We start from the raw sequence: 21,767 nt of genomic DNA, 5'->3' as shown, positions 1-21,767 counted from the left end.
GCGCTCTACCCCGCAGAACACACCGGCGCCTCCACCGACCGGGGGCAGGACGTGGAGATCCTGCTGCCCGGCAACACCGCCGACGCCGCCAAGGACGTCTCGCTGGGACGCTCGGACCTGGCGGTCAGCTACGAGACCGACACCATCCTGGCCCGTGCCGAGGGGCTGGACGTGGTCAACGTCGGCGCCCTGGTCCCCACACCCTTGAACTCGCTGATCACCAAGGCCGACTCCGGGATCACCGGGCCCGGGGACCTCGGAGGCGCCTCGGTGGCGGTGTCCGGGCTGCCCTCGCAGCAGGTCACCCTGCACTACATCGCGGAGCAGGCCGGGGTGGACCCGGAGTCGATCACCATGCCCAACGTCCAGCAGAACCTGAACCAGGCGCTGCTCAGTGACAGGGTGGACGCCATCTTCGGCGCCTACCCCAACATCGAGGGCGTGGAACTGGCCGAGCGCACCGACATCACCACCCTCACCGCCGCGGAGATGGGCGTGCCGTCCTCCGCTGAGCTGGTGATCATCGCCAACCCGACGCGGCTCGCCGAGGACGAGGCCTACGCCGGGAGAGTCCGCGACTTCCTCGCCGCCACCGCAGAGGGACACGACGCCGCACTGCGGGACGCCGGCCTCGCCGTCGACGCGCTCGCCCCGGTGACCTCGGGCTCCTATGACCCGGACCTGCTCGCGAAAATGGTGGACGCCACCGTCGGCACACTCAGGAAGGGCAACAGCGACGGCGACACCACCTTCGGTGTACAGGACCCGCAGGCCTGGTCGGACTACGCCGACTGGATGCGCGACAACGGACTGCTGGACGCCGCGACCGGTGCCGACGCCCTGGTCGACGGCGCGGACGTCACCACCAACGACTACCTTCCGGAGTAGTCCCCCGCCGCCTCGTCCGCCCTGTCCTTGACCTCCTGCAGCCGGGACCGCAGCTCGGCGTTGGCCGTGGCCACGTCCGCCCCGGAGTCCACCCTGAAGGGCTCACCCACGACGACGTGCACGATGACCCGACGTCCTGCGAGCCGTGGGCGTTTCCCCCGTGTCCAGAGTTTCTGCGTGCCCGAGCACCCGACCGGCACGATCGCCGCACCGGAGTCCGCGGCCATGCGCACCGCACCGGTCTTCAGCTCACCGACGTCCCGGTCGTGCCGGATGGTGCCCTGGGGGAAGACGGCGACGACCTCCCCGTCCTTCAGTGCCTGCACCGCCACGGCCAGGGACTCGCCGCCCTTGCCGGGGCTGCGGTCCACCGGGATGCCTCCCAACTCCACGAAAAGCCGGCTGACCCAGCTGGTGGCGAACGCCTCCTTCTTCAGCAGGTAGCGGGGCTTGCGGTCGCCGCGCAGCTGCAACGGCGCGCTGACGGGGATCATGTCGTAGTAGGCGCGGTGGTTCGGTGCGAGGATCACCCCTCCGCTGAGCGGGATGTTCCCCGCACCGGTGATCTCGACCCGGATGTTCTGCAGGTGGAAGATCCGGAGGACCAGGTTCTTCACCCGGTCGTAGGGCGACCGGGGGCGTTGCCTCGGGGCGGGTGGTTCCCCGTCCTGTGCGGTGATGACGGAGCGTGCCGCCCGGGACATGTCGTTAGGCATGTGAAGTACCTTAGCTGTCATCGCCGTCGCGGTCCCCGGTTTCCGCCGCAGCTCCTCAGATGTTCGTCACCGCGCCCACCGACGCCGACTGCACCAGCCTGGCGTACTTGCCGAGCACCCCGTGCAACCGCGGGTTCGGCGGCGGTGTCCACCCCTGTGCCCGCTGCGCCAGCGTCTCGCCGTCCACCAGAAGGTCGATGGTGCGGGCAGGGATGTCCACCCGGACGGGGTCCCCGTCCTCCACGAAGGCGATCGGACCGCCGTCCACCGCCTCGGGGGCGACGTGGCCGATGACCAGACCCGTCGACCCTCCGGAGAACCGGCCGTCGGTGATCAGCAGGACGTCCTTGCCGATGCCGGCGCCCTTGATGGCGCCGGTGATCGCCAGCATCTCCCGCATCCCGGGGCCGCCCTTGGGGCCCTCGTAGCGGATCACGACCACGTCGCCCTTCTTCAGCTCACCGTTGAGCACGGCGTCCATCGCCGGCTTCTCCTGGTTGAACACCCGCGCCGTGCCCTCGAACACCTCGGCGTCGAAACCGGCGGTCTTCACCACCGCCCCCTCCGGCGCCAGCGACCCGGTGAGGATGCTCAGCCCGCCGGTGGCGTGCAGGGGTTCGTCCATCCTGCGCAGGATCTTTCCGTCCGGGTCCGGCGGGTTGATCTCGGCGAGGTTCTCCGCGACAGTCCGGCCGGTCACCGTCAGGCAGCTGCCGTCGATGAGGCCGGCGTCCAGCAGGGCCCGCATGACCACGGGGATGCCGCCGACCTTGAAGACGTCGTTCATGACGTACCGCCCGAACGGCTTGAGGTCACCGAAGTGCGGGACGCGGTCGCCGACCTCGTTGAAGTCCTCCAGTGTGAGGTCCACCCCGGCCTCGTGGGCGATGGCCAGCAGGTGCAGCACCGCATTGGTCGACCCACCCAGCGCCATGACCACGGCGACGGCGTTGAGCAGGGAGGGGCGGGTGATGATGTCGCGGGTGGTGATCCCCTTCCGCAGCAGTTCGACCACGGCCTCGCCCGACCGCCTGGCGTACTCGGTACGGTTGCGGTGGATCGCCGGCGGGGCGGCGGACCCCGGCAGGCTCATCCCCATGGCCTCCGCCGCCGAAGCCATGGTGTTGGCGGTGTACATCCCCCCGCACGCCCCCTCACCGGGGCAGACTGCCCGTTCGATGATCCCCACGTCCTCCTCGGACATGGTGCCGGCGCGGCACGCCCCCACCGCCTCGAAGGCGTCGATGAGCGTGACCTCCTTCTCCGTGCCGTCGGAGAGCCGCGCCTCGCCCGGCATCGTCGACCCGTTGTAGAGGAAGACCGAGGCCAGGTCCAGCCGGGCGGCGGCCATGAGCATGCCCGGGATGGACTTGTCGCAGCCGGCCATCACGATCGACCCGTCCAGCCGCTCTGCGGACATCACCGTCTCCACCGAGTCCGTGATCACCTCGCGCGACACCAGGGAGTAGTGCATCCCCTCGTGCCCCATGGAGATGCCGTCGGAGACGGAGATCGTCCCGAACTCCAGCGGGTAGCCGCCGGCGGCGTGCACCCCCTCCTTGGCGAAGCCGGCGAGCTTCTTCAGGGTCAGGTTGCAGGGGGTGATCTCGTTCCACGAACTGGCTACGCCGATCTGTGGTTTGTCCCAGTCGTCGTCGCCCATGCCCACCGCCCGGAGCATGCCGCGGGCGGCGGTCTTCTCCAGTCCGTCGGTGACGTCCCGGGAACGAGGCTTGACGTCCACGGTGTTCTCTGTGCTGTCAGTGCTGTCTGTGTTGCTTCTGTGGTCCATATCACGACTCTAGTGGAACACTCCCGCCGGTCTCCGCCGCTACGACACCGTCGGCACGACGGTGACGGCCAGCCGGTCACCCTGCACCTCTACGGTGAGGTCGGTGAGACCGTCGACGACGACGTCAGCCGCCCGGGCGGGCTCCAGTGCCTCCAGGTCCTCTCGCGGATGGGACGTCGCGACGGCCAGGACCCGTCCCCCCGCGGCGCGGCCCGCACCGAGCCCGGCCGGCGCGTCCTCGACGACGAGGCAGTCCGCCGGGTCCGCACCCAACTGTGCGGCGGCCTTCCGGTACCCCTGCGGGTCCGGTTTGCCCTCGGCGACGTCCTCGGCGGCGACGAGGATCTCCGGTACCGGCAGTCCCGCGGCGGCCAGGCGTGCCCGCATGAGCGCCCGGGAGCCGGAGGTCACCGCAGCCCAGGACGACGCAGGCAGGGAGTCGAGAAGCTCTGCGGCACCGGGAAGTGCGACGACACCGTCGACGTCGCCTGCCTCCATCTCCTCCAACGCCGCCGCTTCAGCGGCCACTCTGTCCGCCGGGAGGAAGTCCGCGATCGTGTCGGCGGAACGGCGCCCGTGGCACACCGCGAGGACCTCGTCGGCGTCGATGCCGTGGTCGGCGGCCCAGGCCCTCCACGCCCGGTTGACGGCGGGGGTGGAGTCCACCAGGGTGCCGTCGATGTCGAAGAGGATAGCGGCCACGGTGAATCGGTTGTCGGTACCCATCAAAGCTCCTCACGAAAACGGTCGGGCCCCGAGTCTACGGTCACACGGCGACTAACGGGACCGCCCCTCCACCTTCTGCCTGAGCACCTCCAGGGTCCGGAGCATCCCCTGTTCGAGTTCATCGGCGTGCCCTTCCGCCCCGCCGAGCAGGAACCGGGCGAAGATGTCACTGAGCCCTGTCAGCCGGCCCGGCACAGGCCTGCGGAGAGTGAGCCCGGTCCCGCCGTCACTGTCCGACAGCTCGTAGACCCACCGCGCACCACTGGTCAGCGTGTCCCACGACAGTTCCCGGCCGGGGACTACCGTGCGGATCCGACTCCGTGTCGGCCACACCACCAGCTTTCGCCGGTTGATTCCGATGTAGTTCTGCCCCACCCGCAGCCCGCCCCGGAGGACAGGCACCATGGCGACGAGTTCGGGACTGGCCGCCGCGATGTTGCGCACGTCAGAGATCACCGACCAGACGTCCTGCGCCGGCGCATCGACGGTGACAGACGCGCGCAGCTCGCGTGCGCTCCCGTGGTGTCCACTGCTTCCCATTGCCCTACTCCTGACCGTTGCTCGTACGACGGTTCCCAGTATTACAGTTTCAGAAGGGAAACGGCAGACGTTTCGCTGCCACCGATCGTTCTCACCGAGAGTGAATTACGTTCATTCCGGACGCCCTGTTAGCCTGAACATGCCCGGCGGGCAGGCTGATTCACCGTGCTGACATGCACTGTTCCGTCGGCGACCGATCCACATCGACCGACTGACAGGACTGACTACCCCATGGAACTCCTGCGCGACATCGTCATCGTGCTCCACCTCACCGGCTTCGCCCTCCTCTTCGGCTCCTGGGCCGTCGAAGCCCTGGCACGGCGAATCCGCATCACCTCCACCATGCACCTCGGCCTCACCGTCGCACTCGTCTCCGGTCTGGCGCTCGCCGCACCGTGGGGCCTAGACGGCGACCTGAACTACATGAAGATCGGCGTCAAGCTCGTCGTCCTCATCGCCATCGGCGCCGTACTCGGCATCGGTGCCGCGAAGCAGAAGCGCGAGGGCACCGTCCCCGCCGCACTGTTCTGGACGGCCGGCCTGCTGACCCTGGTCAACGCGACCATCGCCGTGCTGGTCTAGGACACGAGCACGAGGGGGCGGGGCCTGCTCCACACAGCCCCGGAACATCCCCGGAAATCGGTCTCTCGAACGCGTACTGCAACTGCAGTACGTCGGAATACCATGTCTGCGGGATTCGCCACGGGGGCGGGCCCGAAACAATGGTCGCATGCCCAATCGACCGAACAACGTCAGCCACCAGCTGCGTGCCCCCAGCAAGCTCCACGCGTTTAACCGCTACGAACTGAAGTACCTCGTTCCGGAGGACAGGGTTCCCGCGATCCGTGAAGAACTCACCCACCGCATGACCCCGGACCCGCATTCCGGGCCACGCGGGTACGGGGTGTGGAGTGTCTACTACGACACCGACAAACTGCGCTTCTACTACGAGAAGATCGAAGGTCTGAAATTCCGCCGGAAACTCCGGATTCGGCGCTACGGCGAGACCGGCGGGGCGGATGAGCCGATCAGCGAGAACTCGATGGTCTCGGTGGAGATCAAGCAGCGAGTCAACCGCGTGACGCAGAAGCGGCGCGTCATGCTGCCCTATCACCTGGCCTTGGACCTCTGCGACCGTCGCCGCCGGGTCGAGTACCCCGGCGCGGACCAGAGTTTCGTCGACGAGGTCCTGGACCTCGTGGTCCGTCTCGACCTCCGTGCGACAGCCGTGACCGGATACCGGCGTGAACCGTATGTCGGTTCAGACGCGGATCTCGGCCTGCGGGTCACCCTCGACCACCGGGTCCGCGGGCGAGACCGCGACTTTGACCTGCGCTCGGAATCGGAGAACCGGTACATCATCCGCCCCGACCTCGCCGTCATGGAGGTCAAGGTCAATGAACGCGCACCGTACTGGGTAACCGACATGGCTGCACGGCATGACATGCAGGTCCAGCGGATCTCGAAGTACTGCCAGAGTGTCGAGGCCCACGGTCTCGCACCGCGGTCTCTCTTCCATGCTCCAGAGGAGGGGCATGTCGAACCAGCCTCCCCGCAGGGAGCCTGGCACGGTTCCGAGCACGCCAACAGCAACTGACCCCCTGTCGAACAAACCCCTTCCCCCCCAGGAGAACACTTCCATGGATCTCGATGTCGGTCTCACCGACCTTTCCGGCACCTTCAGCGTCGCTGACGTGCTACTCTCCCTCTCCCTCGCCTTCGTCTGCAGCCTGGTCGTGGCGTGGGTCTACCGGAACACCCACAAGAACATCAGCTACAGCCAGGGCTACGTGCAGACCCTGATCATCCTGGGGATGCTGATCTCCCTGATCATGCTGGTGGTCGGTTCGAACGTGGCACGCGCCTTCGCCTTGGTCGGTGCATTGTCTGTGGTCCGATTCCGTAACGCGATCAAGGAGACCCGCGACGTGGGGTTCATCTTCCTCGTGATGGGCATCGGTATGGCGTGCGGCACCCGGTTCTACTCGCTGGCGGTGTTGGCCACCATCGTCATCTGCGCGGTCATCCTCGTCATGCACCGGTTCAACTGGTTCGCCCTGGACGTCCAGCGCCAGGTCATCAAGCTGCAGGTCCCCGCCGACGGTGAGGACTACGCCCCGACGATCGACGACATCCTGATCCGTAACACCACGGAGTACGAACTGATCAGCACCGAGAGTGTGCGGGGCGGATCACTGGTGGAGTACAGCTACACCGCGAGGCTGAAGAAGGACGTCAAGGCGTCCGACCTCATCAACGAGCTACGGGTCATCAACGCCGGCCAGAAAGCCACTGTACTGACCGGATACGACCAGACGGACATGTGACATGACCGAACCCACGAACCCACGACGCAGACCGCTGCGCCACCGTCTGCCAGTGCGGCTGCGGCACCACTGGAAACTACTCGCAGCCGCCGTGGCGGTGTGCCTGGTCATCGCCCTGGTCTTCGGTACCAGCATGGTGCGCCCCTACATCACCTCCGCCCTCGTCTCGGAAACAGTGATCACCGACAACATCGAGGGCGGGGCCGACCTCTTCGACGACGGTGACCACACCATCGAGATCACCTTCAACCGGGCCGAGTACGACGACATGATCTCGACCTTCCAGAAGGAGGGCGAGAAGGACTTCATCAGTGCCGACATCACCATCGACGGCACCCTGATCGAGGACGTCGGACTTCGCCTCAAGGGAAATTCCACGCTGTCGTCGCTGAGCGGCGACAGGACTGGCGCAGGTCCCGGCGGCGGAGCGGACGGAGACATGCCCGACATGCCGGAGGCGCCTGAGGGTATGGAGTTGCCGGACGGTCCGGGCGGCATGGGTGGCATGGGTGGCATGGGTGGCATGGGTGGCATGATGACCCAGCTCTCCGTGGATGAGCCCGAGGATCTTCCCTGGCTGATCAGCTTCGACGAATACTCGGAAGGCCGTGCCTACCAGGGCAGGACCGAGATCGCTCTCCGTCCCGCCGCCAGTGGTTCGGACGTCGCCCTCAACGAGGCTCTTGCGCTGGAGATGACGGCGGAGAGCGGACAGACCACTCAGCACTACAGTTTCTCCTCGGTATCCGTGAACGGTGAGGAGTCGACCTCGCGCCTGGTCGTCGACACACCCGACCCATCATGGGCCGACGGACTCGGTGACGGTGTGCTGTACAAGGCTCGGGCCGGCGGCTCCCTCGACTACATCGGAGACGACCCGACCGAGTACGAGGATTCCTTCAACCAGGTAAACAGTGAGGGTGCCTATGACCTGCAGCCGGTGATGAATCTGACGAAGTTCCTCAACCAGTCCAGTGACGAGGAGTTCACTGAAGGTCTGGACGACTACATCGACACGGAGTCTTTCGCGGAGTACCTGGCCATGCAGGAGATACTGGCGAACAACGATGCGATGGACGGGCCCGGCAACAACTACTACCTCTGGTACGACACCACCGAGGACAGGTTCACGGTCCTGTCGTGGGACCTGAACATGGCGTTGTCCGGAATGATGGGCCGGATGGGGGAAACGGGCGGCGATACGACGGAGGGCACCGGCGACGGAATACCCCGGTCGCCCGAGATGCCCCAGATGCCGGAACGCGGTGACGGGGAGGACGCCGTACCTGGCGGTGGGAGTGACAGCAGCATCCTCAAGGAACGGTTCCTCGACAGCGACGAGTTCCACGCAATGTACGAGAGCGCCTACACACGGCTCTACGACCAGCTGATCGCCAGCGGATTCGCCACCGACACTCTCGATGAACTCGCCGCCAGAGCAGAGGCCGCCGGAGACACCGGTGCAACAACACTCGCGGAGTCGATCAGGTCCACTCTGGAGTCTCTCTCCGCCGCTGCCCCCGAACCCGGTATCGGAATGGGAACGGGCGTGGGCGGCGGTGGCACAGGCGGCCCCCCCCGGACGCGACCGACGACACCGGAGTCGCCGACAGTCCAGCACAGACATCGGAGGCCTGACGGCCGACGACAGACCTGGTGTCAGCGGGTCACGTCGATGACAAGCTTGCCGTTGGCCTCCCCCGCCTTCGAGACCTCCAGGGCCTCGGACGCCCGCTCCAGCGGGAACACCCTGTCGACATGCACAGACACCGCCCCCTCGACGACCTTCTCCAGCAGGTAGTGCAGCCGCCCTCCGTCCGGACGGACCCACACCCACCGTCCACCGTGCTCCTCCACCGTGTTGTCCGCGATCGAGACCAGTCGGTCGCCGCGCTCCTCCCCCAACAGTGCGAGGCTCTGGTCGAGCACGCCACCGACGAAATCGGCGACGGCGGTGACCCCTCCCGGCGCGACCTCGCGCACCCGGTCCTCCATGCCTTCGCCGTAGCTCACCGGTGCCACCCCCATTGCCCGGAGCCTGTCATGGTTCTTCGGCGACGCCGTGCCGATCACGGTGGTCCCGTAGTCGACGGCGAGCTGGGCGGCGATGTGTCCGACGCCGCCGGACGCCCCGTGGATCAGCAGCGTGTCGTCCGGCGACAGGCCCACGGTCTCCAACGCCCGCAGGGCGGTACCGCCCACCAGCGGCAGGCTGGCGGCAGTGTCCATGTCCACTCCGGCCGGCACAACCGCGGCGGAGTCTGCGGGGACGGCGACGTACTCGGCGTAGGTGCCGCCGTGGACGACCTCCTTACGCGCGTAGGCGGCGACGCGGTCGCCCACCGTGAACTCCGGGGTGTCCGGCCCGGTCGCCTCCACGGTCCCGGCGACGTCCCAGCCCGGGATCACCGGGAAGACGGCGTCGAGCATCGCGTCCAGTCCCCCGGCCATCACTTTCCAGTCCACCGGGTTCACCGCGGCACGTTCCACACGGATCAGGATGTTTCCGGGGCCCACCTTCGGCACCGGGACGTCATTGAGCTGCAGTGTGTCGGGGTTCCCGTACTCGGGGTAAGTCATGGCACGCATGTGTCCGACAACGCGGCCCCGCAGCCGGAAATTCCGGGCGGCCCCACAGACGGGGGTCCCCGCCCGCCGTCGGATGTGACGGTGGGCGGGGACGGTGCACCGGATCCGGTGCCGCTCGGTCAGTAGTGGGCGGGCGGGTCGCTGCCGGGGAAGGACTCTTCCTCCCACTGGTCGACACGGCGCTCAGCGGCCTCGGGGCTCTCCTTGCCGGAGCCTGGGCGCTCGGACTCGTCGTCGGCGATCTTCTTCTTCTCGTCGCTCATCTCTACCTCCACTTCCATGGTGTCTGGTTCGAGCCTGCAGCCCCGAGGGTACGCCTCTCAGTGCAGTTCCTCAGCCAGCGCGACGATGACGCCCTCGGGTCCGCGCAGGTAACACAGGCGGTAGATGTCCCCGTAGCGGACGATCTCCCCGACCAGCGCGGCGCCGTGGTCCCGGAGCCGGGCGACGGTGTCGTCCAGGTCGTCCACGGCGAACATCACCTGGCGTAGCCCCGGTGTGTCCACAGGCTCCGGTTCCCGCGCCCCCGCCACCGGGTCCGGAACTGGGTCCGGGCTGGTGTACCGGGTCAGCTCGATGCGCCCGTGGCCGTCGGGGGTGTGCAGCATCGTGATGTCCGCCGTCACCCCGTCGACACCGCAGATTCGGTCGACCCATTCCCCGTGGACCTGCGTGCTGCCGTCGACGTGCATCCCTAGTTCGCGGAAGAAGTCGACAGCCGCCTCGAGGTCCCGGACGACGACGGTGACATGGTCCATACGCTGCAGTGCCATGTCACCGAGACTAGGTCTTCGTTGCATCTCCGTAGGTTTCCTTGGCCATACGGAACGCGGCCCAGGCTTTCGGCCATCCGGCGTAGAACGCCGCGTGGGTCAGGATCTCCGCGATCTCCTCGGCCGTCACCCCGTTGTGTTTGGCTCGTTCAATGTGTGCCTGCAGAGAACTGTCCAGCACACCACTGGCCATCACTGCCGTCACCGTAACTACACTGCGGTCACGCGCGGAGAGCTGCTCTTCTCGGTTCCACACCTTCCCGAACAGCACGTCGTCGTTGAACTCGGCGAACGCCGGGGCGAACTTCCCCAGGACGTCCCTGCCTGCCGTCACCTTGTCTGCCATCGCATTGGTCTCCTTCTCCTGAGCTTCCGCTACTTCCCGCTGTAGACCGGAAACGCGCTGCTCTCCCCGTAGTCCCTCTCATCGAGTTTCCGCAAGACTTCCATGTCGCCTGCAGAGATCTCGAACCCGACCTCAGCGTTGGATCGCATGTGCTCCGGGTTCGCGGTCTTTGGCAGCGACACCGTGCCCAGCTGCAGGGTGTAGCGGATGCACAGTTGCGGCACGCTCACCCCGTACTTCTTCGCCATCGCGACGACGGTCTCATTACCGAGGATCTCACCGTGCGCGATCGGAGAATAGGCTTCGACCACGATGTTCTTTGACGCGCAGTAGTTGATCAGGTCGCTCGGGGTGTTTCCTGCATGGACGAGGATCTGGTTCACGTGGGGTGGCTCCGAGCCGTGGGCGAGGATGTTGTCCAGGTCGTTCTCCAGGAAATTGGAGACTCCGATAGATCGCAGCTTTCCTGCCGTGTACGCCTCCTCCAGTGCCAGCCATGCCTCACGGTTGCCCTCGGAGTAGTCACCGCCCCGGAAATCGTCCCAGGGCTGCGGGCTGTGGATCAGCATCAGGTCGAGGTAGTCCAGCCCCATCTGCCCCAGGGACCGGTCGATCGCGGCGACGGCACCTTTGTAGTCCTTTATTTCGGCGGCGAGTTTCGTGGAAACGAACAGGTCACCGCGTGCCACGCCACTGGTGCGGACACCTTCTCCGACCCCTCTCTCATTGCCGTAGGCCTGGGCCGTGTCAATGTTTCGGTAGCCGACACTTACCGCGTCCCGGACTGCTTGTGCCGCCTCATCGTCATCGATGAACCAGGTCCCCAGTCCGAGCGCGGGTATCTCCACACCGTTGGACAGCGTGAAGCTCACGTCGTAACTCATCGGTCCTCCCGTTCCAGCTTGGTGTAGTACTCGTCAGTGACCGGTTCCAGCCACTCATTGCGGGTGTCCTCTCCGGGAACTTCCACGGCGAGATGGGTGAACCAGGAATCCGCTTTCGCACCGTGCCAGTGCTTCACACCGGCGGGGATACTCACCACGCTGCCCGGGGTCATGCTCACCGGTGCATCTCCTTCTGCCTGGTACCACCCGCTGCCGTCGGTGCACAGCAGGATCTGCCCGCCGCCTGACGACGCGTGATGGATGTGCCAGTTGTTTCGGCACCCCGGCTCGAAGGTCACGTTTCCGATGGCGACTCCTTCAGCGGTGAGCATGGTCAGGTAGCTCTGACCCACGAAGTACTCGGCGTAGGCGGCATTGGGCTCCCCTACCGGGAAGGTCGGTAGATAGCTTGAATCAGTCACTCGTCGTCTCCTTCACATGTTGACTGCTGTCCATGATCGTCCCCGGTACGGGCACGCACAGCGGAGAAAAACATCCTGGGACAATTCCTTCCCCCTCACGCCTCAGCACCTCCACTGGAATACTGGTCGGCATGAGCGGAGACACCAGGATGAGCGAACTCGGGACTTTCCTCAAAGCACGGCGCAGCGAACTGTCTCCGCGCCAGGCGGGTGTCGTGGCGACCCCGGGGCCACGCCGGGTGCCTGGGTTGCGGCGTGAAGAGGTCGCGATGCTGGCCAATATCAGCACCGACTACTACACACGCGTCGAGCAGGGCCGCATCCGGGTCTCCGCGCCGGTACTGAGGGTTCTCGCAGACGTGCTGCAACTCGATGAGGACCAGCGGGCGTATCTCGTCAGCCTGTCCGGCAGGGAGCAGGTCGGAGGGCCCCGCCGCGCACGCCAGAAGGTGTTGCCGCAACTGCGGAGACTTCTGGACGACCTGCACACGACTCCTGCCATCGTCATGGGCCGAAGGATGGACGTCCTCGCATGGAACGGCCTCGCTGCCGCGATGATGATTGACTTCTCCGAGGTTCCGGATGCCCGCCGGAACTATGTCCGGTTGTTGTTCTCGGATCCCCGGATGCGCTCGCTGTACAAGGAGTGGGAGACTGTGGCGCGTACCGCAGTCGCACAGCTGCGGATGGAGGCGGCGAAGTACCCGGACGACGCCCGCCTCGCCAGCCTCGTCGGCGAACTATCGGTCGGCTACCCGCAGTTCGCCTCCTGGTGGGCGGCCCGGACAGTGGCGAGTCTGACGACTGGGACGAAAACCCTCGTCCACCCGGTTGTCGGCGAACTCGTCCTGGACTGGGACACGCTGGTCAAGGCCGATGACTCGGAGCAGCAGCTCGTGATCTGGACCGCGGCGGAGGACTCACCGACGTACCGGGCACTGGGGCGACTGGGCAGTCAGCTCTGAGTACCGACCGTGGGGTGCGGCAGGTAGACCTGCCCGCCGGTCGCCAGGAACTCCTCGCTCTTGCGTCGCATCCCGGCGAGGGCCGCCTGAGCCTCGGCGCTGCCGTAGGTGTCGCGGATGTCCTGCGAGATGCGCATGGAGCAGAACTTCGGCCCGCACATCGAGCAGAAATGCGCGGTCTTCGCCGGCTCGGCGGGCAGGGTCTCGTCGTGGAACTCCTGAGCGGTGACCGGGTCCAGCCCCAGTGCGAACTGGTCACGCCACCGGAACTCGAAGCGTGCCTTCGACAGGGCGTCGTCGCGGGTGGCCGCTCCCGGGTGCCCCTTGGCGACGTCGGCGGCGTGTGCGGCGATCTTGTAGGTGATCACTCCGGTCTTCACGTCGTCTCGGTTCGGCAGACCGAGGTGTTCCTTGGGGGTGACGTAGCAGAGCATCGCGGTGCCGTGGCGTGCGATCTCGGTCGCCCCGATGGCGGAGGTGATGTGGTCGTAGCCAGGGGCGATGTCGGTGACCAGGGGCCCCAGGGTGTAGAACGGCGCCCCGGAGCAGAGCTCCTGCTGTCGCTCGACGTTTTCACGCACCTTGTCCAGCGGGATGTGTCCGGGCCCCTCCACCATCACCTGGACGTCGTGCTCCCATGCGCGGTGGGTCAGTTCGGCGAGGGTGTCGAGTTCGGCGAACTGTGCGGCGTCGTTGGCGTCGGCGATGGACCCCGGGCGCAGTCCGTCACCGAGGGAGAAGGCGACGTCGTAGGCGGCGAAGATCTCACAGAGTTCGTCGAAGTGGGTGTAGAGGAAGTTTTCCTCGTGGTGCGCCAGGCACCAGCCCGCCATGATCGAGCCGCCCCGCGACACCATGCCGGTGACCCGGTCCGCGGTCAGCGGGATGTAGCGCAGCAGCACCCCGGCGTGCACGGTCATGTAGTCCACGCCCTGTTCGCACTGTTCGATCACGGTGTCGCGGTAGATCTCCCAGGTGAGATCCTCGGCGTTGCCGTCGACCTTCTCCAACGCCTGGTAGATCGGCACCGTGCCGACGGGAATCGGCGAGTTGCGGATGATCCACTCCCGGGTGGTGTGGATGTCGTTGCCGGTGGACAGGTCCATCAGGGTGTCCGCACCCCAGGTGGCGGCCCATTCCAGTTTCGAGACCTCTTCGCTGACGGAACTGGTCACCGCGGAGTTGCCGATGTTCGCGTTGACCTTCACCAGGAACTTCCGTCCGATGATCATCGGCTCGGACTCCGGGTGGTTGATGTTGGACGGGATGATCGCGCGCCCGGCGGCCACCTCGCTGCGCACCAGTTCCACGTCGCAGTTCTCCCGGAGGGCCACGAAGCGCATCTCGGGGGTGACGGTCCCCTGCCGTGCGTAGTGCATCTGCGTGACCGTGCGTCCCGGCAGGGCCCGGCGGGGTTCGGGTCGCCGCCCCCGCCACTGCCGGGACGGAGCACCGCGGCGGACGGCGGCCCGACCGTCGTCGGTCAACTGCCGTTCCCGGCTCCGCCGGGTGCGGGTGTCGCCACGCTCGAGGATCCAGTCGTCGCGCCAGGGCGCCAGCCCTTCTTCGGGGATGCTTCCCGGACCGGCGGTGCGGTAGACCCGGAGGGGTTCGTTGGGGGTCCCGTCCGGGGATGCCTCCTGGTGGATCTCGGTGACCGGTACCCGGATGCCGCGGTCCTCGATCCACCCGAGACGGTGGGCGGGATGCTGCTGGGCGGGGGCCGGCGGCCTCGACGGGGAGGACGGGACGGACGTGGTGGACGGATCAGTCGGGGTAGGCACAGCTACGCTCCTCACTTCCTACGCCGGTATCAACCGGATCAGGTTCGACGGTCCCGGACGATCTCAGTCCGGTCTCAGCCCCTCTGCAGGGGGCACCCGTGTGGACCACCCATGAGTATCACGGGGCGCGGCCCGTGGCAACGCCTGTGCCTGCGACCTGCGCTCAGAACAAGCGCTCAGAACATGGCCACGACACCGTTGACGACCAGCGTCACGGCACCGGCGAAGGCCAGCAGGGTGGCGAGTTTCCTGGTGCCCTCGCTGGAGATCCGGTCGTGGAGGCGGTCGCCGAACCAGGCGCCGACGAAGATCGCCGCGACGGCGAGCAGCCACAGCCAGGCGGGCAGTCCCCCGACATCAACACCGCCGAACACCACGATCTTCAGCACGAAGGACAGCAGGTTGGCGACCACGATCACCGGGTGCAGGGTGGCGACGAAGTCGCGGTAGTCCCAGCCGGTCAGCCTGGCGTAGACGGTGAAGGCGGGTGCGGCGATGCCGGCCACCGTGCTCATGAACCCGCCAGCGGCACCTGCCAACACCATGGGCAGGACGGAGCGTTCGGACAGTCTGGGGGTCTCCGGCTGGAACAGGGTCACGCCCAGGGCGGCGAGGACGAGCACACCGACGGTGACGAGCAGCCAGGGGCCGTCGATGAGCGTCACCACCGCCACCGCCGGCAGTGACCCGAGCACCAGTCCACCGGCGAGGAAGCTGAAGCGACGCCAGTCCGTCCTGTCCCGCACGGACCAGGCGTTGTTCACCGCGTTGACGGTGGACAGGCCGTTGACCACGGTCACCCCTGCCGCCGGCCCGAGTGCCACGGACAGCACCGGCCCGGCGATGAGTCCCACTCCCATACCCGTGATGCGTTGGAGCACCGCTCCGACGAGGACGGCGAGGATCAGGACGAACGCGACAGTGGACACAGGCTCCGAGCTTAAACACCCTGTGCAGGGTGTCGGTCCATCGGGCTGTCCTCGCACCGGCCCTGCGATATGCTCTGGGGGAACTAAGCGACCGATTTGACGTTCACTGACGCGACAGAAGGAAGACTGAATGCTCTACGATGTGCCGAAACCCACTGAGGCGCTGCTGATCACCGGTGGGATGATCGCCCGCAAGCCCGACAACCCGTACCGCGTGGTCATCGGCGGCGGCGCCTGGTCGGTCCCGGTGCTGCACCGGGTCCAGCGCTTCCACATCGGCGCCAACACCGTGAACATCGCGGTGCGCGCGCAGTCGAAGCAGAACGTCGACGTGGACGTCGAGGCCTCCGTGGTGTTCTCCGTGACACCGGACAAGAACAGTGTCGTCGAGGCGGCGAACCGTTTCCTGGGTGTCGACCAGGGCCAGATCGTCTCCACCGCCCAGGACATCTTCTCCGGCGAGACCCGCGCGATGATCGGCCAGCTCACCGTCGAGGAGATGATCTCCGACCGTACGGCACTGGCCAGCCAGGTGCTCTCCAACGCCGAGCCGCGCATGCTACGCTTCGGCTGGCAGATCGACAGCTTCCAGATCAACTCGATCAGTGACCCGAACGGCTACATCCAGGCGCTCTCCGCCCCGGAGCTGGCGCGTGTGCAGCGTGAGCGTGCTGTCGCAGAGGCCCAGCGGGACGCGGAGATCGCCGAGGAACAGCAGAAGTCCGAGCGCCGCAAGTCCGACTTCCAGCGGGAGACCGACACCAAGGTCGCGGAGAACACCAAGGAGATCGCCGCGGCCAAGGCGGAGGCCAACGCCGCCGGCCCGCGTGCCGAGGCGGAGGCCCAGGAGCAGGTCATCGCCGCGCAGGCCGCGCTGGCCCGGCGCCGCGCCGAGACTGACCGTGAGGTCGCCGAGGAGCAGGCCCGTCTGGCAGAGTCCCAGGCCGCACTGCGTGAGCAGGAGCTGGTGTCCGAGGTCATCAAGCCGGCCGAGGCGGAGGCGGAGCGCACCCGGATCAACGCCGAGGCGAAGGCCGCCGCGCTGCGCACCGAGGCTGAGGCGGTCGCCTCCCACAACGGGGTGATCCTGGACAAGCAGGTCGTCGACCAGCTGCCGGAGATCTTCTCCGCCATGGCCGAGGGGCTCACCGGCGCGAATCTCACCATGGTCGGCGAGGGCCAGGACCTGACCAAGCTGCTCGGCCAGTTCGCGGCGGTGATCCCGAATCTGCGGGAGACCGCGGCCGGGTCGAAGGGAACCGACGTCGCAACCACCGGGTAGGTCGGGATCGGGCGTCACTCGGTGACGTCCGGTGCCCCCTGTGGGACTCGAACCCACACTGTGCCGATTTTAAGTCGGCTGCCTCTGCCAATTGGGCTAAAGGGGCGTACTGCCCTGGCCTTCTAGCTGTTGCGCTCGATGACCTCAGCCAGGATACCGTCAAGGATATCCTTCTCACTGACGGTGATCGTGGTCAGCCCCTTGTCCAGGAACCGGCTGGCGAAGGCGTCGATGACGATCGCTCCCCCGCCGATCACGTCGGCACGGCCCGGGTGCATCGCCGGGTGGGCACGGCGCTGCTCCACCGTCTCCCCCAGCAGGGTGCGTGCCGTGGACCGGAAGTCCGCCAGGTCGATCTCGGACATGTGGGTCTTCTCCGGGTTGTACTCGGTGAGCCCCTTCTGGATCGCCGCCACGGTGGTCACGGTGCCGGCGACGCCGACCACGCGGGTGACGCCGTCCAGGTCCACGTTCTCCTCCACGGCACCCATCAGTCCGTCGACGTACCCGCGGGCCTCGGCGATCTCCTCCTCCGTCGGCGGGACGGTGTGCAGGTAGCGTTCAGTCAGCCGGACGCAGCCCATGTCCGCGGAGTACGCCTGTCCGCTGCCCTCGCCGTAGGCGTCGACGACGAACTCGGTGGAGCCGCCGCCCAGGTCGATCACGCAGACGTGGCCGTCGGTCGGTCCCAGATCCGCCACCGCACCGGCGAAGGACAGCTGCGCCTCGCGGATGCCGGTGACGACCTCCGCCTGCACGCCCGGGGCCACCCGGCCGAGGTGACGGCGGGTGATGGCGAAGAAGTCCTCACGGTTCTCCGCGTCGCGGGTGGCGGAGGTCGCGCCCATCATCACGTCGGTGACACCGTTCATGATCATCCGGTCGGCGTAGGTGCCCAGTGCCTCGTCGACACGGTCGAGCGCCGCGTCGGCGAAACGACCGGTGGCGTCCACCCCCTGTCCGAGCCGGACGATGATGTTGTCCCGGTTGATCTCGCGCAGCGTACCGTCCTCGAGTACCTCGCTGATCAGCAGGCGGATGGAGTTCGTGCCGCAGTCGATGGCGGCGTAGGTGCCGGTCACTGGCCCTCCTCGTCGGAACGGTCGTAGGTCACTTCGTCGACGTGCTCGTCGAAGGCCGCCTCGACGGAGGTGCCGAGCTCCTCCGGGGTGGGCCAGTCGGCGGGGATGGCGGTGCCGGACAACTTCGGGGTGTGCGCGGCTGCCAGTGCCACGGCCTCGGTGCCGAGGCGGACCCGCGAGGGCCCCTCGGCCAGGGCGTAGGCGATCAGCACGTGCAGGCACTTCACCCGGTCAGGCATGCCGCCGCCGGAGAAGTCCGTGCCGAGCGACTCGATGGCGTCGCGTTCGGCGAGGTAGTGCTCGTGGGCGGCCCGGTAGTCGGCGGCCAGCTCGGCGTCCTCCCGCAGGCGGGCCTGCATGGTGCGCATCACCCCGGCGACCTCCAGGCGTGACGCCTCGGCGGTGAGCCGTGGGTCGGTGAGGTAGTACAGCGTGGGGAACGGTGTGCCGTCCGGCAGTCGCGGGGCGGTCTTGACCACCGCCGGTGCGCCGTCCGGGGTGCGGTAGGAGACCTCGACCGCGCCGCGGATCTTGCGTCCGAGCTGGCGGGACATGGTCTCGTGGTCAGCCTCACTGACGGTACTGACGATACCGACGGTGCTGTCGGTGTTCTCGGACGCTTCAGACACTACTGTGCTCCCTGCTGTTGTTGCTGCTGCTGTTCCTGCAGTTCCCGTTGCAGGTCCGGGTCACCCTCCTGGGCGGGCACCTCAGGCTGGTCGGGGTCAATCGGGAGATTACCGGAACCGCCGTCGCGGCCCCCGTCCTGCCCCGGCTCACCGGAGTCACCCTCCCCGTCCTCGTCGGCGGGGGTGGCGACCGAACCCCACAGCTGGGTGTACCAGGGGTCGGGTTCGGAGTCGTCGTGCTCCACGCCGGGGTCAGTCGGCGAACTGGTGTCGATGCGCGGGTCCATCAGCCGGAAGGCCGACTCCCCCTGCTCCACGACACCGAGGCGCGTCCTGGCCTGCTCCCGGATGTAGGCCTCGCTGTTGTACCGGTCCAGCTCGGCGTTGAGGTCGTCCCGCTCGGCCAGCTGCCGCTCGATGGTGGCCTCGACCTGAGCGAGCTCGGCCCGCTGCTGGAAGTAGTTGCGCAGCGGCGTCGCCACCGACAGGGCGACGAACGCCACGACCAGGATCACCGCCACGGTGACCAGCGGGTTCATCTTCTTCGGCAGTTCGACGAACGAGCGGGCGAGCCGGCGCGGGGCGGTACGGACCTCCCGCTGCCTCCGGTCCCGCTTCTCCACCGACCGTGGTCGTGGCAGACCGGGACCGTCGGCACGGGCGCTGTCGCGCTCGTCCGACGGTCTCGTGTCTTCCCGGTCCCTCCGGTCACGTGTACCCATGGGGACCGATTCTAGCCCGTTCCCCCGGGACTACTTCGCAGTGAACCGCGGGAAGGCGGACGCACCGGCGTAGACGGCGGCACCCTCCAGGTAGCTCTCGATGCGCAGCAGCTGGTTGTACTTCGCCACACGCTCGGAGCGGGCCGGGGCACCGGTCTTGATCTGGCCGCAGTTCAGGGCGACGGCCAGGTCGGCGATGGTGGTGTCCTCGGTCTCACCCGAACGGTGGGACATCATGGACTTGTAGCCGTTGTTGTGGGCCAGTGCCACGGCGTCGAAGGTCTCGGTGAGGGTGCCGATCTGGTTGACCTTCACCAGCAGGGCGTTGGCGACGTCCTCGTCGATGCCGCGGCGCAGACGCTCCGGGTTCGTGACGAAGAGGTCGTCGCCGACGAGCTGGACCTTGTCACCGATCTCGGCGGTGAGCTTCGCCCAGCCCTCCCAGTCGTCCTCGTGCAGCGGGTCCTCGATGGAGACCAGGGCGTACTCCTCGACGAGTTCGCCGTAGACCTTCGCCATCTCCTCGGCGGTGCGCTTGCCGCCCTCGAAGTTGTAGTGCCCGTCCTCGTAGAACTCGGAGGCGGCGACGTCCAGCGCCAGGGCCACGTCCGTGCCGAGGCTGTAGCCGGCGGCGGAGATCGCCTCGTCGATGACGTCCAGTGCCGCACGGGTGGAGTCGACAGAGGGGGCGAAGCCGCCCTCGTCGCCCAGGCCGGTGGACAGACCCTTGTCCTTGAGCACCTTCTTCAGGGAGTGGTAGACCTCCGCACCGATGCGCAGGGCCTCGCTGAAGGTCTCGGCGCCGATCGGGGCGATCATGAACTCCTGGACATCCACCCCGGAGTCGGCGTGGGCGCCGCCGTTGAGGATGTTCATCATCGGCACGGGCAGGACGTGGCCGTTGGGGCCACCGACGTAGCGGAAGAGCTGCAGGCCGGCGGACTCGGCGGCGGCCTTGGCCACGGCCATGGAGACGCCGAGGATGGCGTTGGCGCCGAGGCGGGACTTGTTGGGCGTGCCGTCCAGCTCGATCATGGCCTGGTCGACCAGGCGCTGGTCGTCGGCCTCGATGCCCGCGAGTGCCTCGTCGATCTCACCGATGACGTTGCTGACGGCCTCGAGCACGCCCTTGCCGAGGTAGCGGTCGCCACCGTCACGCAGTTCGTGCGCCTCGTGCACACCGGTCGAGGCGCCGGAGGGCACGGCGGCGCGTCCGACGGAGCCGTCGTCCAGACCGACCTCGACCTCGACTGTCGGGTTACCACGGGAGTCCAGGATTTCGCGGGCGATGATCTGCATGATTTCGGCCATGTGGGTGTCAGCCTCCTCGGCTGGAGAAGTCGGTGGAATATCAGTCACACCTATTCTGCCCTATCAGCACGACTTCCGTCAGGCGGCCTGTCCCAGCGCGTAGTTGGCCGCGGCGTCACGCACCGAGACCATGTACTCCTCGGAGCGGTTGTAGCTGAACAGTGCCCGGCTCCACCCCTCGGCGGTGTCCAGGTCCCGGTCGTGGCCGCAGAGAAGCCGTCCGGCCGCGGCCGCGGCGTCGCCGATGTCGTGCGGGTCTCCCCCCGCCCCGTAGAGCCCCCAGGACTCGGGGAGGAACTGCATCGGCCCCACGGCCCGGTCGTACTCCGGGTCCCCGTCCAGTTCACCGCCGTCGGTGTCCGGGATCTCCATGAAGGCACCGCTGCCGTCCAGCTGCGGACCGATGATCAGGCCGCTCTCGTCGTCAACACCGTAGGTTCCGTGGTGCGACTCGACGAACCCGATGCCGGCGAGGGTGTTCCAGGCGATGTTGCAGGCGGGGAGCTCGGTGGACACCGTCCGCGCGGCGCTGACGTAGCCCTCGAGATGGTCCTCGGGGATCGACAGCGCCTCGGCGGTGGCCGGCAGGTCGTGCACGGCCACGGCGCGCGCCGGTGGCACGTCCTCGGGCACCGGCACCCGCTCCTCCTCCGGCGCCTGCTCGTCGACGAGGAAGACCCCCACGACGATGACCACGAGCAGGACGGTGGCCACCAGGCCGACGAGACCGCCGCACCCGGCGCGGCCGCTCGGTCGGTGGCGTTCCGTCACGTCTCCTCCGCGAGGCAGAGGATCGCGGACAGGGAGGCGACGGAGAGCTGGACGTCGCGGCCCTCCACGGTGACCACCGCCATGTCCGGGTAGGGACGCTCGCCGACGACGATGTGCACCCCGGGGGCGATGCCGTTGTCCTGCAGGTAGCGCAGGAGTGCGCCGTCGCGGTCACTGATCCGGTCCACGAGCAGCCGCTGGCCCACCGCCGCCTCCGACAGCGGTTCGGTGTCCGGGACAGCGATCTCCCCGTCCGGCCCGGGGATGGGGTCGCCGTGGGGGTCGCGGG

24 protein-coding genes, 1 tRNA gene, 1 pseudogene and 1 riboswitch are annotated in these 21,767 nt (G+C 67.5%); of the genes and pseudogenes, 7 read left to right on the top strand and 19 right to left on the bottom strand.

Annotated features, from left to right (window positions below; translation table 11 throughout):
• Positions 1-888: ABC transporter substrate-binding protein (locus Q0A34_RS04120; protein WP_291478700.1), on the top strand; the 888-nt coding region annotated here is incomplete at its 5' end.
• Here the strand turns inward: Q0A34_RS04120 and Q0A34_RS04115 are convergent.
• Genes Q0A34_RS04115 through Q0A34_RS04100 form a run of 4 tightly spaced genes read right to left on the bottom strand, consistent with a single transcriptional unit; the run spans position 873 to position 4,662 of the window.
• Positions 873-1,604, bottom strand: a complete 732-nt coding sequence (locus Q0A34_RS04115) for a lysophospholipid acyltransferase family protein (RefSeq protein WP_291478698.1) — start codon at positions 1,602-1,604, stop codon at positions 873-875. The two genes, Q0A34_RS04120 and Q0A34_RS04115, sit on opposite strands and share 16 nt — an antisense overlap.
• Positions 1,605-1,659: 55 nt before the next feature.
• On the bottom strand, positions 1,660-3,396 hold the full coding sequence (ilvD, locus tag Q0A34_RS04110) for a dihydroxy-acid dehydratase (protein WP_291478697.1): 1,737 nt from the start codon (positions 3,394-3,396) through the stop codon (positions 1,660-1,662).
• A 39-nt stretch (positions 3,397-3,435) separates the two neighbouring features.
• Positions 3,436-4,122, bottom strand: coding sequence for an HAD-IA family hydrolase (locus Q0A34_RS04105; RefSeq protein WP_291478695.1), 687 nt, complete (start codon positions 4,120-4,122; stop codon positions 3,436-3,438).
• A gap of 51 nt (positions 4,123-4,173) precedes the next feature.
• Positions 4,174-4,662: an SRPBCC family protein gene (locus Q0A34_RS04100; protein ID WP_291478693.1), complete on the bottom strand. Its 489-nt coding sequence runs from the start codon at positions 4,660-4,662 to the stop codon at positions 4,174-4,176.
• Positions 4,663-4,893: 231 nt separating this feature from the next.
• Between Q0A34_RS04100 and Q0A34_RS04095 the strand changes: the two genes are divergently transcribed.
• The 4 genes and pseudogenes from Q0A34_RS04095 to Q0A34_RS13700 form a co-directional block, all read left to right on the top strand.
• Positions 4,894-5,244, top strand: coding sequence for a Fe-S protein (locus tag Q0A34_RS04095; RefSeq protein ID WP_291478691.1), 351 nt, complete (start codon positions 4,894-4,896; stop codon positions 5,242-5,244).
• A 148-nt stretch (positions 5,245-5,392) separates the two neighbouring features.
• Positions 5,393-6,259, top strand: coding sequence for a polyphosphate polymerase domain-containing protein (locus Q0A34_RS04090; protein ID WP_291478689.1), 867 nt, complete (start codon positions 5,393-5,395; stop codon positions 6,257-6,259).
• Positions 6,260-6,302: 43 nt separating this feature from the next.
• Complete coding sequence (locus Q0A34_RS04085; RefSeq protein ID WP_291478687.1) at positions 6,303-6,989, top strand: DUF4956 domain-containing protein; 687 nt, start codon at positions 6,303-6,305, stop codon at positions 6,987-6,989.
• Between the two features lies 1 nt (position 6,990).
• Positions 6,991-8,421 (top strand): annotated as a pseudogene (locus Q0A34_RS13700) (CotH kinase family protein); the annotation flags it as partial.
• Between the two features lie 227 nt (positions 8,422-8,648).
• Here Q0A34_RS13700 and Q0A34_RS04075 read toward each other — a convergent pair.
• From Q0A34_RS04075 to Q0A34_RS04050, 6 genes are all read right to left on the bottom strand, one after another.
• Complete coding sequence (locus tag Q0A34_RS04075; RefSeq protein ID WP_291478685.1) at positions 8,649-9,569, bottom strand: NADP-dependent oxidoreductase; 921 nt, start codon at positions 9,567-9,569, stop codon at positions 8,649-8,651.
• A 128-nt stretch (positions 9,570-9,697) separates the two neighbouring features.
• A complete protein-coding gene (locus Q0A34_RS04070) occupies positions 9,698-9,841 on the bottom strand; it encodes a hypothetical protein (protein WP_291478683.1) in 144 nt (47 codons plus the stop codon).
• Positions 9,842-9,898: 57 nt separating this feature from the next.
• The gene (locus Q0A34_RS04065; protein WP_291478681.1) at positions 9,899-10,351 is read right to left on the bottom strand and encodes a VOC family protein; all 453 of its coding nucleotides are present in this window, start codon (positions 10,349-10,351) and stop codon (positions 9,899-9,901) included.
• A 10-nt stretch (positions 10,352-10,361) separates the two neighbouring features.
• A complete protein-coding gene (locus Q0A34_RS04060; protein WP_291478679.1) occupies positions 10,362-10,697 on the bottom strand; it encodes a carboxymuconolactone decarboxylase family protein in 336 nt (111 codons plus the stop codon).
• Between the two features lie 29 nt (positions 10,698-10,726).
• Positions 10,727-11,581, bottom strand: coding sequence for an aldo/keto reductase (locus Q0A34_RS04055; RefSeq protein WP_291478677.1), 855 nt, complete (start codon positions 11,579-11,581; stop codon positions 10,727-10,729).
• Complete coding sequence (locus Q0A34_RS04050) at positions 11,578-12,003, bottom strand: cupin domain-containing protein (protein ID WP_291478675.1); 426 nt, start codon at positions 12,001-12,003, stop codon at positions 11,578-11,580. The genes Q0A34_RS04055 and Q0A34_RS04050 overlap by 4 nt, the downstream gene beginning before the upstream one ends.
• 131 nt (positions 12,004-12,134) lie before the next feature.
• Between Q0A34_RS04050 and Q0A34_RS04045 the strand changes: the two genes are divergently transcribed.
• Positions 12,135-12,968, top strand: coding sequence for a helix-turn-helix transcriptional regulator (locus Q0A34_RS04045; RefSeq protein WP_291478674.1), 834 nt, complete (start codon positions 12,135-12,137; stop codon positions 12,966-12,968).
• On the opposite strand, the gene thiC is transcribed toward Q0A34_RS04045, so the two are convergent.
• Positions 12,959-14,653, bottom strand: a complete 1,695-nt coding sequence (thiC, locus tag Q0A34_RS04040; RefSeq protein ID WP_291478708.1) for a phosphomethylpyrimidine synthase ThiC — start codon at positions 14,651-14,653, stop codon at positions 12,959-12,961. The two genes, Q0A34_RS04045 and thiC, sit on opposite strands and share 10 nt — an antisense overlap.
• 97 nt (positions 14,654-14,750) lie before the next feature.
• Positions 14,751-14,862, bottom strand: a riboswitch (TPP riboswitch).
• 66 nt (positions 14,863-14,928) lie between these two features.
• On the bottom strand, positions 14,929-15,681 hold the full coding sequence (locus Q0A34_RS04035) for a sulfite exporter TauE/SafE family protein (RefSeq protein WP_291478671.1): 753 nt from the start codon (positions 15,679-15,681) through the stop codon (positions 14,929-14,931).
• 130 nt (positions 15,682-15,811) lie between these two features.
• On the opposite strand from Q0A34_RS04035, the gene Q0A34_RS04030 reads away from it, so the two are divergent.
• Complete coding sequence (locus tag Q0A34_RS04030) at positions 15,812-16,963, top strand: flotillin family protein (protein WP_291478669.1); 1,152 nt, start codon at positions 15,812-15,814, stop codon at positions 16,961-16,963.
• Positions 16,964-16,995: 32 nt separating this feature from the next.
• Here the strand turns inward: Q0A34_RS04030 and Q0A34_RS04025 are convergent.
• The 7 genes from Q0A34_RS04025 to Q0A34_RS03995 form a co-directional block, all read right to left on the bottom strand.
• Positions 16,996-17,069 (bottom strand) — tRNA-Leu (locus tag Q0A34_RS04025).
• Between the two features lie 16 nt (positions 17,070-17,085).
• Complete coding sequence (locus Q0A34_RS04020) at positions 17,086-18,045, bottom strand: Ppx/GppA phosphatase family protein (RefSeq protein WP_291478667.1); 960 nt, start codon at positions 18,043-18,045, stop codon at positions 17,086-17,088.
• A complete protein-coding gene (locus tag Q0A34_RS04015; protein WP_291478704.1) occupies positions 18,042-18,599 on the bottom strand; it encodes a DUF501 domain-containing protein in 558 nt (185 codons plus the stop codon). Before Q0A34_RS04015 ends, Q0A34_RS04020 begins: the two co-directional genes overlap by 4 nt.
• A gap of 74 nt (positions 18,600-18,673) precedes the next feature.
• Positions 18,674-19,396: a septum formation initiator family protein gene (locus Q0A34_RS04010; protein ID WP_291478665.1), complete on the bottom strand. Its 723-nt coding sequence runs from the start codon at positions 19,394-19,396 to the stop codon at positions 18,674-18,676.
• Between the two features lie 30 nt (positions 19,397-19,426).
• A complete protein-coding gene (gene eno / locus Q0A34_RS04005; RefSeq protein WP_291478663.1) occupies positions 19,427-20,707 on the bottom strand; it encodes a phosphopyruvate hydratase in 1,281 nt (426 codons plus the stop codon).
• A 78-nt stretch (positions 20,708-20,785) separates the two neighbouring features.
• Positions 20,786-21,424, bottom strand: coding sequence for a hypothetical protein (locus Q0A34_RS04000; RefSeq protein ID WP_291478702.1), 639 nt, complete (start codon positions 21,422-21,424; stop codon positions 20,786-20,788).
• A 50-nt stretch (positions 21,425-21,474) separates the two neighbouring features.
• Positions 21,475-21,767, bottom strand: a 293-nt coding sequence (locus tag Q0A34_RS03995) for a FeoA family protein (protein WP_291478661.1), incomplete at its 5' end; no start/stop codon positions are given.

The organism is Corynebacterium sp. (genome assembly GCF_022712195.1).
In the GTDB taxonomy this organism is placed as follows: domain Bacteria; phylum Actinomycetota; class Actinomycetes; order Mycobacteriales; family Mycobacteriaceae; genus Corynebacterium.
The sequence above is the reverse complement of the archived record's forward strand: the minus strand, read 5'-3'. Positions and strand labels throughout refer to the sequence as shown.